Genomic DNA, 14032 nt, shown 5'->3' with positions numbered 1-14032 from the left:
GTTTAAACGACTCCCTCCCTCAATTTGATTAAGTCGAAAATCTCTTTGTCCGTCATTTCGGTCAGCCAGGCATCGCTTTGTCCGAGAATTTGTCTCTGCAGCTCTTTTTTACGTTCAATCAGCTGATCGATCCTTTCTTCGAGGGTGCCTTCGCAGATCAGCTTATAAACATGGACGTTTCTGTTTTGTCCGATTCTGTATGCCCGGTCTGTTGCCTGCTCCTCGACCGCCGGGTTCCACCAGCGGTCATAGTGGATGACATAGCCGGCTTCCGTCAGATTAATACCGACTCCGCCTGCTTTGAGCGACAGAATAAACAATGTTTTTTCACGCCTGCCTGACTGAAAACGCCGGATCATGTTTTCGCGCTGCTCGGCGCTCAGGCTGCCGTTAAGGAAGAGAACTGTGGCATCCGGATAACGGTTTTTGACCTTTTCAAGAAGCAATTTTCCCATCTGAACATACTGGGTGAATACGAGCACCTTTTCGTTGCTGCTGAAAAGCGGATCAAGCAAGTCGAAAAAGAGCTGCAGCTTGCCCGATTTTTTGCCGCCTGATTCCTGGTCAAGTACAAGCGCCGGATGGTCGCAAATCTGTTTGAGCTTTGTCAGTGTCGAAAGGATCAGCCCTTTTCGCCGGATGCCTTCCGCCGTTCCGACATTTCTGGCCAGACGGTTGACGAATGACTGATAAAGCGAAGCCTGATCTTTGCTTAAAAAACACGTTTTTTTAGTTTCGATTTTATCAGGAAGGTCACGGATGATTCTTTTATCGGTTTTCTCGCGCCGCAGCAGAAACGGCTGAATAATTTTGGTCAGCTGCCCGGCCTTCGAACCGTTGTTTTTTTTCTCAACGGGCCGGATAAACTGTCTGCGAAAATGCTCAAGTGAGCCGAGGTAGCCCGGATTAAGAAAATCCATGATTGACCAAAGTTCTTCGAGCCGGTTTTCAATCGGTGTACCGGTAAGGACAAGACGGTGGGCGGTCTGAATCGGCCGCAGCGCCTGTGTTTTCTGGGCGTGCGGATTCTTGATTGCCTGCGCTTCGTCGAGAATCACGCTCTTCCAGTAAACCTGTCTGAGTTGAGGGGCTTCCCTTGTAAAAATGGCATAACTCGTAATCATGACATCTGCCTGCTTCAACCGGCCGATAAGCGCGTCGCCGTGCAGCCGCGATCCGCCGTGATGAGCGTAAATGTTCAGAAGCGGGGCGAAAATACGGAATTCATGCTTCCAGTTGGAAACAAGCGATGTCGGGCAGACAATCAGCGAGGGCCCTTCAAAAGCGATATCGCCGGGAAGCGGATCGGCCGGCTGTGCTCTGCAGTAATCCAGGTAGGCGATCGCCTGAACGGTTTTGCCAAGTCCCATGTCGTCGGCCAGGCACCCGCCGACATGGCGGTGGCGCAGGCTGACGAGCCAGGCGTAGCCTTTTTCCTGATAGGGGCGCAGCCGTCCCCGGAATCCTTCGGGCAGCGCAATATTTTTGACCGGTTTCTTCAGAAGCCGGCTTAGATAATCATCCAATGAGGAGTCCAGATGAACGGTTATCTTTCTGTTCCGTTTCCGGAGGCGTGCGGCCTGGAGACGAAGAGCGCCGGCCACGCTTGGCTTCTTGTCGAAAAGATCGATCGTTTCGCCCATTTCTTCATAGGCTTTCATCATCTGTTTCATCGGCAGATGGATCCATTCGCTTCCGTGGCGGATAAAAGACTGGTTTTCTTTGACGAGGCGCATGAAATCGCCGGCACTGAGCCTGATATCCCCGATTGCGATCCTCCAGTCGTAATTAATCAGCGAAGCAAGGCTGAACAGGGAATCCTGATGACCGCTGTCCTGTCCGATCATCAGATCGACAGCAACGGACCGGGAGGCAGAACGGATATTCAGACCGTCCGGAAAAACCAGATCGATGGAAGCAGAAGCAAGCGCGTCTTTACACTGAAAGAGATCGGAAACTTCGGCCGAAGTCAAATATCCGCGGGCACCGAGGAGCTGAAGCACATCGGCCGGAATCCGCCCTTTTAAAGATTTCAGCTGATTGTCGAACCAGCTGCTGTTCTGCAAGGGCTGAATCGACTGTTCCAGGCTTCTGAGCGGCCGTTCGAGCTGCCGGCCGTTTTGCCAGCCCCGGATGGCGGGCTCGCAGTCCCATAGGGAGTCCGGTGAAAATAGCTGATCGGAATCGACGGGTTCGAGAAGAATCAGTGTCCTTTCAGGTGCAAAATATGTTTCCTGCTGCTTTTTCCTGTAGTCGAGAAGTGCCCTGTTCCATGCCTGTTCTGTTGCGGCGGGGCGTACCCAGCCGGCTGTCTCTTTCTCCAAAAGATCGAGTTCCTTTATTTGATCCGGATCGTCTGAAACAATCCACGGTTTTCCGAAATGGCTGAACGGAAACTCCGTCGCCAGCCGCTTTTCGAATGAAGAAGATTTCAGTGCGCCGGCGGCATTCGGAAAAAGGACGCCCGACGGCACAAGATCCGCAGATGCGTCGCGGATCAGCGTGTTTGTCCAGAAGATGACAATCAGGTACAGCCACTGCCGGACTTTCTCGTCCTGAAGATCGGCCAGTGACAGTGCAAGGCGGGGCAGGCGGCTGAGCCAGTCGGTGAACAGCCCGCTCTGAACGATCAGCTTCGCGTCCGGCATCCACTCACAGAAATAACATCGTTCGTGATTTCCTCGTTCGAGATGATAGAAATAGGGATAGAAGTGCCCCCTGTCTAATAAAATTTGAACGGCGTCGGAAATCTGGCTGAACCACTGGAACGTTTTTCCGGGAAGAATCTCTCCGGATCGGTCCTCAAGCCTGCCGTCCCTCATGATCTGAAACGCACTGCTCATCGTCATGATTATACCGGAGACGGCCGCCTTCTCGCTTCCTGTGATGAATCCGGCCTGAGAGGGGAAGAAGCGGTAAGGCGAACGGTCGCCCAGCCATGACGGTGCGTGGGATGCAAAGGGCAGAGGTTCTCCGTTTTTATCGGTCAGCCATAGATAGAAATTCCAGCCGTTTTCGATGTGCGGCACAAAAGTCATCTGAAGATAGCCATTCATCATACAGATCTCCTTTTTCAGAGAAAGGTAAAGATAAAAGATGGAATTCCGAACGGTTGGTGCAGGAGGACGGCTGCCCGTATCAGCAGCGGATAAGACAATTTAAGTCAGTATGAACCCCGTATCCATTAAAATTACCTATCTTATTAGTGTATCACAGCAGAAGCCCCGAAGAAAAGCATGCGGCGGTTATCAAAAATTTAATTATTGGCCCCGTCGGCCTGCTGAATTTTAATTAGAACGGACAAAACGATTGTGCCGGCCCGGCAGAACCGGATGGATAATCGAAAAGATTTTCCGAAGCGTCGAATCGGAAGTTTTTCTTAAGGAGGCTTCATGGTTACTTTTATTCGTAATTCTTGATATGATAAAGGTCGATATTAAATTAAATGAGTATCCCACAACTCATGATCCGGCCGTACCCGGGTCATCAACCGCGCCGTTTATCGGCCATCACAGGGAGTCTATCGGTCGTTGCGCGCCGTTTATCGGTCACCGCAGGGGAGTTATCGGTCGTTGCGCGCCGTTTATCGGTCATCGCAGGGAGTTATCGGTCGCTGCGTGCCGTTTATCGGTCACCGCAGGGGAGTTATCGGTCGTTGCGCGCCGTTTATCGGCCATCACAGGGAGTCTATCGGTCGTTGCGCGCCGTTTATCGGTCACCGCAGGGGAGTTATCGGTCGTTGCGCGCTGTTTATCGGCCATTACGCCCGGTTCCGCTGCACCTGATCTATCAAATTGTTAGAAAGTTTATTCATTGCAGAAAGGCTCATCTTCTTTCGAGTGAGTGACGGCCTCAGGAAAAGTTGATCATCATCTGACAGCACAGCAGGAAAATGAGCTAAGGGATACTCATATTAAATTATTCATAAAGCATGCCGGACTGGAAATGATTCCTCAGCAGGACCGGCGATAATATGAAAACGTTGCCATAATTACGGGTACAGGGAAGTGAGTTTTGGTGGTTAAGCAGTGGCTTTTTCTGGATTCAGGGCAGCATACGCCGGCATACAATATGGCCCTCGATGAGTATCTGCTTCAGCGGGAAGCAGAAGGACGGAAACAGCCGATTCTTCGTTTTTACGGGTGGGATCCTCCGGGCCTTTCGATCGGTTATTTTCAGAAAACAGCGGGGCGCATCGACCGAAACGCGATCCGCGCCCGCGGTTTCCGGCTGGTGCGGCGGCTGACGGGAGGATTGGCGGTTCTGCATCATGATGAGCTGACGTACAGCGTGATTTTACCGGAGGATTATCCGGGGATGCCCGGATCCGTCGTCGGCGCTTATCGTGTGCTCTCTGCAGGATTGCTTGAAGGATTCCGGGCGCTCGGCCTGACGGCTGAACTGGCCATTCCGAAACAAAGTCATAGAACGTCTCATTCGCCTGTCTGTTTTGAGGAGGCTTCCTGGTATGAATTGGTCGTTGAGGGCCGCAAAGCCGCCGGAAGCGCTCAGACGAGACAGAAAGGCATGATTCTCCAGCACGGTTCGATCCCGCTTACGGTGGACGAAGATGAATTATTCGACTGTTTTCAATATGAGAACGAACGGATAAAAGAACGCGCGAAACGGGCCTTCGGCGGCAAGGCTGTTACGCTGGAACGCCTGGCAGGCCGCAAGGTGACGCTTGAGGAGGCCAAGCAGGCTTTTTACCGTGGATTTGAGCAGGGGCTGGGTGTGGAGCTTATCCGGACGGAACTTGATAAGGATGAGGAAGGCAAAGTCCTGGCGCTGGCTCAGTCAAAGTATGAATCGGACGAATGGAATTATTCGCGCTGACAGGCGATCCGGCACAAAAAGGGAGGACCAGATATGGGAAAACAGGGAGAATATTTAAGGAAACCGGACTGGCTTAAGATCAGAATTAACACCAACCAGGATTTCCGCGGAATCAAGCACCTCATACGCGATGAAAGGCTGCATACGGTCTGCGAGGAGGCAAAATGTCCGAACATTCACGAATGCTGGGCGGCGAGGCGGACGGCCACGTTTATGATTCTCGGCAACATCTGCACGCGCGGCTGCCGGTTCTGCGCAGTCCAGACCGGCCGGCCGACGGAACTTGATCTCAGAGAACCTGAACGGGTCGCCGATTCGGTCAAAAAAATGCAGCTGCGGCATGTGGTCGTGACCGCGGTCGCCCGCGATGATCTGAAGGACGGCGGCGCTTATGTATTTGCCGAAACAATCCGGGCGATTCGCCGGAAAGCTCCGTACTGCACGATCGAAGTGCTTCCTTCCGATATGAAAGGGGACGACAGCAGCATCCTCACATTAATGGACGCAAAACCCGATATTTTCGATCATAATATTGAAACGGTGCGCAGGCTGACCAAAAGGGTCCGCGCAATCGCGACTTATGACCGTTCCCTCGGCGTTCTGCGGCGTGTGAAGGAACTGAGCCCGAATACGCCGACTAAGTCCAGCATTATGGTCGGCCTTGGCGAAACAAAAGAAGAAATTCTTCAGGTAATGGATGACCTTCTCGCAAGTCATGTCGACATTATGACGATCGGCCAGTATCTTCAGCCGACCCGCAAGCATCTTGACGTTGTCCGTTATTACCGGCCCGAAGAGTTCGCTGAACTTCGGGAAATCGCTTTAGCGAAAGGGTTCAGGCATTGCGAAGCGGGTCCGCTTGTCCGGTCGTCTTATCACGCGGATGAACAGGTCGGGCCCGATTCACGCCGGCGTCACGACGAACTGATCAGAATGGAAACCCGTGCCGATACGAATCAATAATCGGAATCAAACCGAAAAAGCCGCTTCGCTTCCTGCTTAAGGAAACGGTCGGCTTTTTTTAACGGTATCGGGATATATGAAGCGCCTCCTGAGGCCTGTCCGGATAAGGCCGTCCCGCCCCCGCAGCGAAGGTCCGGCCTGCGCCGCGGCCAGGTTTTTTCGGCCGGCATAGCATGGGCGGCAGAGAAAGTGACGCCGCGCGCCTTTATTGGCCGAATCGGTAGAGCCGGTCGTAGAATTTGTCAACGTATCCTGAAAAAAGCTGCTCGGAAGGAGCGAGATCCCGCTCCCGGGGCCTGAGAATGCCGACAGCGCGCGATACTTTCGGAGAATCGAGAGGAACGGTGACTACTTCCGCGGGCAGGTTGTACGCGGCTGCATTCTCCGGCAGCAGCGCGATGCCGAAATCCGAAGCAACAAGCTCTTTGATCGTGTCCATGTCTTCGCCTTCGAAAACAATATTCGGTTCAAATCCGGCCTGACGGCACGCATTGCGGAAGAGCTCCTGAAGAGACAGTTTGCTGCGGAATGTGATAAAACGTTCTCTTTTCAGTTTACTCAGCGATACCGGTTCTCTGCCTGCCAGACGATGGTTTTTGGGAAGCAGCAGCACCATTTCCTCAGTATAAAGAATGGTGCTGCCGACGATCTCATGCTGTTTAGGCACCGGAGAAGCAAAAGCAAGATCGATATTTCCCTGTTCAATTAAATGAATGAGATAAGGAACCGTCCCCTGATGCAGCTGAAAATCAATGCCCGGATGCAGCCGGTGGAAATTCTGGAGGATGATCGGCAGCGTGTGAACGGATAGGCTCGTCGAAATGCCCAGCCGGATCAGCCCGACTTCCGGATTCAGATGTTCCTTGATTTTCTGCTGGGCTTTTTCGAATTCCAGGAGTCCGCGTTCCGCATGTTCCTGAAAGATCTTCCCCATCGCCGTCAGTTTGATGTTCCGGCCCTTGCGCGAAAATAAAGAAACACCCAGTTCGTCTTCCAGAAGCGCAATCTGGCGGCTGATTGCCGACTGGGCCACATGCAAAGCTTCCGCCGCCTGCGTAATATGTTCTCTTTTTGCTGCTTCAATAAAATACTCTATTTGCCGCAATTCCATCTTTTCAGGCTCCATTCATCTCAAAACGAGATGTATATGTTCTTAATTATATATTGTAAAGATTGATAAAGAAAGTGTAAAATATAATTACCATACTTTTCGGAAAAAAGAAGAGAGACACATAAAAAATATTTTCTGAAAAGTTGAACAGTTGTGATGCGTGATTGCGAACAGAAGGAAGGATGAGGTTTATGATTAAGAATAGTCAAAAAAAAGATGAGGAGGCCGAGGGCCTTTACCGTCCGGAATTCGAACACGATTCATGCGGAATCGGCCTTTATGCGGATATTAAAGGCCGTGCATCGAACGAGATTGTCAGAACAGCTCTTGAAATGCTGGCGAGGCTGGATCACCGGGCCGGTAAGGCGGCGGACGGGAAAACCGGTGACGGCGCAGGGATACTGATGCAAGTACCGGATCGTTTTTTCCACTCGGTTTGTCCGTTTCCTCTGCCGCCTGCCGGCCACTACGGCGTCGGCATGTTTTTTCTCCCGCAGGACCGTTCCCGCAGGCTGGTTGCGATCGGTAAAATTAAAGCGTGTATTGCCGCCCGGAATCTGCGCCTTTACGGCGAACGCGATGTGCCGGTTGCCGAAAATGAAATCAGCCCGCTGGCACGCAGCAAGGCACCGTTCATGTATCAGATGTTTATCGGCACAGCCAATCAGGATTCGGACCGCAAACTGGATCTGAAACTTTATATGCTCAGGAAAGCGATTGAGGCAAAACTCAAGGATGAAATTTATGTTGCCAGCCTTTCGAGCCAGACTCTTGTATATAAAGGCATGCTCCGTGCAAAAGAGGTTTCTGCATTTTATACAGACCTTCAAGATGAGCGTTTTATTTCATCCGTCGCTTTAGTGCATTCCCGCTACAGTACAAATACGTTTCCCAGCTGGGAACGGGCGCATCCTAACCGTATGATTGTTCATAACGGTGAAATTAATACAATCCGCGGGAACATGAGCTGGTTTGATGCAAAAGCAAAGCGCCTCTCGGGCGGACGTCTGCCCCGCATTATCGATCCTGAAGGAAGCGATTCCGCTATTTTCGATAATGTTCTCGAATTCCTGACCTACCGCGGTTTCTCTTTGCCTCATGCCGTGATGATGATGGTTCCGGAGCCATGGGAAGACAATCCGGAAATGCCGGAATATCTGAAAGATTTTTATGAATTTCACAGCAGGCTGATGGAACCGTGGGACGGCCCGATGGCACTCGGTTTCTGCAACGGAAAACAGATCGGAGCGATTCTCGATCGAAACGGGCTGCGTCCGGCCCGCTACTATATTACGAATGACGATAAGGTCGTTTTTTCTTCGGAAGTCGGCGTTACCGATCTGGCCGCCGGGAACATCCGGGAAAGATGCCACCTTAAGCCCGGACAGTTGCTGTTGATCGATACGGAAAAAGGGAGAATCATTCCCAGTGATGAATTAAAGGAAGAAATTTGTCATTCCGTCGATTATCATGAGCTGCTGCGGAAAACCGTTATTGAACTGAAAGGGGGCGGGCCGGAAACAGGAAAAGTTCCGGATTCCGTCCGCCTTTATCAGCAAAAGGTGCACGGCTACACTTACGAAGATGTGACCAAAACGATTCAGCCGATGGCGGAGGCCGGGAAAGAGCCGACCGGGTCGATGGGGAACGACACGCCGCTGGCCGTGCTCTCCAATAAACCGCAGCTGCTGTTTGATTATTTCAAACAATGGTTTTCCCAGGTTACGAATCCGCCGATTGACGCCATTCGCGAGGCCTGGGTCATGTCAAAGGTGACCTGGCTCGGGCCGCAGGTCAGCCTGCTCGATCCGACGAAGCATGTTTCGCCGCAGATTCGGCTGAATCATCCGATCCTTGACGGAAGAACCTTTCATGAACTTCAGCACCAGGGGCTGAAAGCCGAAACGGTCGATATTCTGTTCCCGGCCGCAAAAGGTAAAAAAGGTCTTGCGGAGGCCGTTAATCAGCTGATTCTTCAAGTTGACCAGCTGATTTATGACGGCACTTTGCTGATCGTGCTTTCGGATCGGTCTATGGATGAAAACAGACTGCCGATTCCTTCGCTCCTTGCCGTGAGTGCGCTGCACCACCACCTGATCGATCAGGGGACGCGAACCCGTGTCAGTCTCATTGTGGATTCCGGCGAACCGCGGGACAGCCACCAGGTCGCCATGCTTCTCGGCTATGGAGCGGATGCCATTCACCCTTACCTGGCTCTGGAAACGGTCCGCGCGCTGAAGGCCGCCGGACACCTGAAGATTTCTGCGGAAAAAGCAGAAGAAAATTATATTAAAGCGCTTGTCGGAGGAATTGTTAAAGTGATGTCCAAAGTCGGCATTTCTTCTGTTCAGAGCTATCGCGGAGCCCAGACATTTGAAGCGCTCGGTATTTCCAATGAAGTGATCGACAAGTATTTTAAGGGGACGGTCTCGCAGATCGGCGGGATCGGGCTGGACGAGATTGCGGTCGAGACGATGGCGCGCCACGGCCGGGCGACAGAAGAGCTGCGGCAGGGGCATATGAAGCCGCTCGATGCCGGCAGTACGCTCCAGTGGCGCCAGGGGGGCGAGCAGCACAGGATTGAACCGCTGATCGTTCATATGCTTCAGCAGGCGACAAGACGGAATGATTACGGACTTTATAAGGAATATGCGGAGATGGCCGACAACGCCCCCTTTTCGACCATTCGCAGCCTGCTGACTTTTGAGCGGGACCGCGAGCCGATTCCGATTGAAGAAGTTGAGCCGGTGGAGAGCCTGTTCAAACGTTTTAAAACCGGGGCGATGTCATACGGCTCCATCAGCAAAGAAGCACATGAGGCGCTGGCAATCGCCATGAACCGGATCGGCGGCAAGAGCAACAGCGGAGAAGGCGGCGAAGATCCGGAACGATTTATCCGCGACGAGAACGGCGACTGGCGCAGAAGTGCGATCAAGCAGGTGGCATCGGCCAGATTCGGCGTCACAAGCTACTATCTTTCGGAAGCGGCCGAGCTGCAGATCAAGATGGCTCAGGGGGCTAAGCCCGGAGAAGGCGGGCAGCTCCCGGCCGGAAAAGTCTACCCGTGGATCGCTCATACGCGCCGTGCGACTACGGGTGTCGGCCTGATTTCACCGCCGCCGCATCACGATATTTATTCCATTGAGGATCTTGCCCAGCTGATCTATGATCTGAAGTCGAGCAATCCGAAGGCAAGAATCAGTGTAAAACTGGTGGCCAAGGGCGGCGTCGGTACGATCGCTGCAGGCGTTGCCAAGGGGAGAGCCGACGTTATTCTGATCAGCGGCCATGACGGCGGCACCGGGGCAGCCTCAAAGACGAGCATCAAGCATGCCGGACTGCCATGGGAAATCGGCCTGGCGGAGGCCCATCAGACGTTAATGAAAAACGGGCTTCGCGATCGTGTGAGGCTGGAAACAGACGGTAAGCTGATGACGGGCCGCGATGTGCTGATTGCTGCCTGTCTCGGCGCCGAAGAGTTCGGATTCGCAACCGCACCGCTTGTTGCGCTCGGCTGTCTGATGATGCGCGCCTGCCATCTCGATTCCTGTCCGGTCGGCATCGCGACGCAGAATCCGCAGCTTCGCAAGAATTTTTCGGGAAGTCCGGATTACATTGTTCATTTTATGACATTCATTGCCCAGGATATTCGGGAACATTTGGCCGATCTGGGGTATCGCTCACTCGATGAGGTGATCGGCGAAGCCCATCTTCTCCGGATTAAGAAGGGGGTGCACGGCCATTGGAAAGCGCGCCGCCTGGATCTGTCGGATTTGCTTTACCAGGCTGAAAGCGATGTATCGAAACGGCATTTTGCCCGCGCCCAGGCTCACCATATGGAGAAACGGTTCGATGAGCGGAAGCTGATCTCCGCCTGCCTGCCGACGATTGAAAACAAGCAGCCGGTTCACCTGTCTTATAAACTGAAAAACTCCGACCGCACCGTAGGGACAACGCTCGGATACGTGATTTCAAAATCGACGGGCGGACGCGGCCTGCCGGAGGACACGATCAATCTTTCATTCACGGGCAGCGCGGGGCAGAGCTTTGCCTCATTCGTTCCAAGGGGCGTGACCATGGTGCTCACCGGTGATGCAAACGACTATGTCGGCAAGGGCCTGTCCGGAGGCAAAGTCATTATTAAGTCGGAAGAAGTTGTCGGCGTATCGACTGACTCTCAGGCAATGATCGGTAATGTTGCTTTCTTCGGCGCGACGGAAGGCGAAGCCTATATCCGCGGTACGGCCGGCGGGCGTTTCGCCGTTCGCAACAGCGGCGCAAATGCCGTGGTGGAGGGAGTCGGAGAAAACGGCTGTGAATATATGACGGGAGGCAAAGTCGTTATTCTCGGCCCGGTCGGCAGAAATTTTGCGGCCGGTATGTCCGGGGGAATCGCCTATATCCTGCCCGATCAACAGCCGGACCGGATTTTGGCGCACATTAATAAAGAACTGGTCAACATTGAACAAGTGACCGACCGCCAGGAGCAGGACGAAGTCTATACATTGGTTCATCATCATCTGGATTATACGGGCAGTCCGAAAGCCAAGCAGGTACTCCTGAACTGGGAAGAGGCGCTTAAACGGCTGATCAAGATCATCCCTCGCGACTATGAAGCGATTATCGCGCAGATCGGACAGTCGGAAGCGGACGGTCTGACCGAAGAACAGGCTGAGGAACAGGCTTTTAATTTGAAGAAGCAGGGCAAACTGGTTGTTTCCAAATCGGTCTATCAGCCAGTATAATGTTTGGATCGGTCACAGGCCCGGATAAATGATGAAAGGATGAAATGAAGACAATGGGACAATTCATGGGTTTCCTGAATATAGAGAGAAAAAATCAGAAAGAACGCAGCCCTTTAGAACGGACAGACGACTGGAACGAATACAAAGAAGCCATGACGGAAAAAGAGATCGGCGAACAGGCGGCCCGCTGCATGGACTGCGGCACTCCTTATTGCCAGATCGGGATGATAGTGAATCGGGGGACGAGCGGCTGTCCGATCCATAACCTGATTCCCGAATGGAACGATCTGGTCTATCGCGGCCTGTGGAAAGAAGCGTACGAGCGGCTGTCGAAAACCAATAATTTTCCCGAATTCACGTCTAAGGCCTGCCCCGCACCGTGCGAAGGCTCCTGCACGGCCGGTTTCGTCAGCGATCCTGTTTCAATCAAGTCGATAGAACGAGCGATCATTGACCGCGCGTTTGAAGAAGGATGGGTCGTTCCCAGGCCGCCGCTGCGCCGCACGGGAAAAAAGGTAGCGGTGGTCGGTTCGGGCCCCGCCGGTCTTGCCTGTGCCGATCAGCTGAATAAGATCGGACACGAGGTGGCGGTGTTTGAACGTTCGGACCGCCCCGGCGGCCTTTTGATGTACGGCATTCCAAGCATGAAAATTGAAAAGGATGTGGTGGACCGCCGCGTTCATCTGCTCGAAGAAGAAGGTGTCGTGTTCAAAACGGGTGTGAATGTCGGAAGGGACGTGACAGCCGCCGAGCTGAAAAACGATTTTGACGCCGTCGTTCTCTGCACGGGTTCGGGAAAACGCCGGGAGCTTCCGATTGAAGGCCGGGATTTGAAAGGAATCGCCCCGGCGATGAACTACCTGACTGTGAGCAATCGTCATCTTCTGTACGGCGAACCGCTGCCGCCGGATCTCAATGCCCGCGGGAAACGTGTCATCGTTATCGGCGGCGGCGATACCGGAGAGGACTGCGTGGCCACGGCGATCCGTCAAGGGTGCAGAAGCGTCGTCCAGTTCGGAAAACACGGCCGCCTGCCCGACCGGCGCACGGCGGGCAATCCGTGGCCGGAGCATCCGAATGTTTTCTCCGTTGATTATGCATATGAAGAAGCGGAAGAACTCTTCGGCAGGGATCCGCGTGAATATTATGTAGAAACGGAACGATTTACGGGCAATGAAGCCGGTCATGTAACGGGACTCACGACAGGTTCGTTTAAAAAGAACAGAGACGGCAGGGAGCAGAAGAAGTGGGACGCGGATCTTGTCCTGATCGCAATCGGTTTTCGCGGAGCCGAAGATCGGCTCTTTGATGATTTTGAGATTCAACGGGACCCGTCCGGACGCGTCATTCTCGCCGACGAACACAACTATCAGACAAGCCGGGAAGGAATTTTTGCGGCAGGGGATGCGCGCAGGGGCGCGACATTGATTGTCTGGGCGATAGAAGAAGGAAGAAAAGCCGCGGCTGCCGTCGATCTTTATCTGGACGATAAACAATCTCTGCTTAAAAGCCTGTTTAAATAACATGAAGCACTTTGCAAAAACGAGCTGGGGAGGCGTGCGGCCGAATCTGTGAAGATGCACCGGCAAGAGTCTTGATCCCTGCGGCCCGGAGCGATAAACTTTGAGCGGAGGATGCTTTCTATGCCCGGAATATATATCTAGCGGACGGCAATAGGATTCGGCTGAGCGTTCATATAGTTTGCGGACAGTGATCAATCCGGCTGAGCAGAGAGATTTTTCAGAAGGACGATATTTTCTGCCGGCGCCGATATATTTCTATGAAATGAAATAATCTTCAGGTGAGGGGCATGATTGCTCCTTTTTTATTTTTAATATTATTTCCTGCACGATCGGCAGCCGGCGTTGTTCATCGGGGGTGAGGCCCTGCAGCAAAGGCCGCGGGCTGATGTCCGGCCTCTGCCGTGACCTGAATAATCCGGAAAACAAAACGCTCATCCGCGCCGGAACTCGAAAATGGGCCCGCCGCATCTGAGCGTGTACATACCGGTTATAAGACTTCCGTCTGAATGATTTAACGGCGCGTGATTGGTTCCCTTTCTCTGATTTTCAGATCATCTGTTATCGGATGGATTGACATTGACGAATGAAAATGTGTACGCGTAAAGGCACGAATCAGCAGTCTTTCATTAAAATAAGCAGTCATTCCATGACCGGTGCACAGATTTGATGAAAAAAGTCTCCTGTCATAAAAATGAGCTGCCACGCGATAAAAAGAATCTGCGCACCCATGCCGAAACGCCGGGCAGTCGCACCGAATCAGGCCAGAGTCGCACCGAATCACTGGAATGTCGCACCAAATCTTCAGTAAGTCGCACCGAATCAGGCCAGAGTTGCGCCGAATTTGGGCAGTCGCA

7 protein-coding genes are annotated in these 14032 nt (G+C 52.9%); 5 read left to right on the top strand and 2 right to left on the bottom strand.

All coding sequences use genetic code 11. The annotated features are described in order from the left end of the window. Positions 1-2: 2 nt before the first annotated feature. On the bottom strand, positions 3-3056 hold the full coding sequence (locus OYT88_RS02610; RefSeq protein WP_274397798.1) for a DEAD/DEAH box helicase: 3054 nt from the start codon (positions 3054-3056) through the stop codon (positions 3-5). A gap of 389 nt (positions 3057-3445) precedes the next feature. On the opposite strand from OYT88_RS02610, the gene OYT88_RS02605 reads away from it, so the two are divergent. The 3 genes from OYT88_RS02605 (at position 3446) to lipA (ending at position 5799) form a co-directional block, all read left to right on the top strand. Further along, positions 3446-3847 (top strand): hypothetical protein, encoded by a 402-nt coding sequence (locus tag OYT88_RS02605; RefSeq protein ID WP_274397797.1) that lies wholly within the window; start codon positions 3446-3448, stop codon positions 3845-3847. A 167-nt stretch (positions 3848-4014) separates the two neighbouring features. Then, positions 4015-4836, top strand: a complete 822-nt coding sequence (gene lipM / locus OYT88_RS02600) for an octanoyltransferase LipM (protein ID WP_274397796.1) — start codon at positions 4015-4017, stop codon at positions 4834-4836. 33 nt (positions 4837-4869) lie between these two features. Continuing rightward, positions 4870-5799: a lipoyl synthase gene (lipA, locus tag OYT88_RS02595; protein WP_274397795.1), complete on the top strand. Its 930-nt coding sequence runs from the start codon at positions 4870-4872 to the stop codon at positions 5797-5799. A gap of 205 nt (positions 5800-6004) precedes the next feature. Here lipA and gltC read toward each other — a convergent pair whose 3' ends face one another. Continuing rightward, a complete protein-coding gene (gltC, locus tag OYT88_RS02590) occupies positions 6005-6910 on the bottom strand; it encodes a glutamate biosynthesis transcriptional regulator GltC (protein ID WP_274397794.1) in 906 nt (301 codons plus the stop codon). 191 nt (positions 6911-7101) lie between these two features. On the opposite strand from gltC, the gene gltB reads away from it, so the two are divergent. After that, positions 7102-11655: a glutamate synthase large subunit gene (gene gltB / locus OYT88_RS02585; RefSeq protein WP_274397793.1), complete on the top strand. Its 4554-nt coding sequence runs from the start codon at positions 7102-7104 to the stop codon at positions 11653-11655. 53 nt (positions 11656-11708) lie between these two features. Continuing rightward, positions 11709-13178 carry a glutamate synthase subunit beta gene (gene gltD / locus OYT88_RS02580; RefSeq protein ID WP_274397792.1) on the top strand — a complete coding sequence of 490 codons (1470 nt, stop codon included), beginning with the start codon at positions 11709-11711 and terminating at the stop codon, positions 13176-13178. Positions 13179-14032: the final 854 nt, after the last annotated feature.

Source organism: Sporolactobacillus sp. CQH2019, from assembly GCF_028765345.1.
GTDB lineage: Bacteria > Bacillota > Bacilli > Bacillales > Sporolactobacillaceae > Sporolactobacillus.
This window is presented reverse-complemented; position numbering and strand designations above follow the sequence as displayed.

Excerpts from the sequence above, each read along its gene's own strand:
- OYT88_RS02605 (WP_274397797.1), top strand. The coding sequence starts at position 3,446 with ATGAGTATCCCACAACTCATGATCCGGCCGTACCCGGGTCATCAACCG.
- gltC (WP_274397794.1), bottom strand. The coding sequence starts at position 6,910 with ATGGAATTGCGGCAAATAGAGTATTTTATTGAAGCAGCAAAAAGAGAA.
- lipA (WP_274397795.1), top strand. The coding sequence starts at position 4,870 with ATGGGAAAACAGGGAGAATATTTAAGGAAACCGGACTGGCTTAAGATC.
- gltB (WP_274397793.1), top strand. The coding sequence starts at position 7,102 with ATGATTAAGAATAGTCAAAAAAAAGATGAGGAGGCCGAGGGCCTTTAC.
- gltD (WP_274397792.1), top strand. The coding sequence starts at position 11,709 with ATGGGACAATTCATGGGTTTCCTGAATATAGAGAGAAAAAATCAGAAA.
- OYT88_RS02610 (WP_274397798.1), bottom strand. The coding sequence starts at position 3,056 with ATGAATGGCTATCTTCAGATGACTTTTGTGCCGCACATCGAAAACGGC.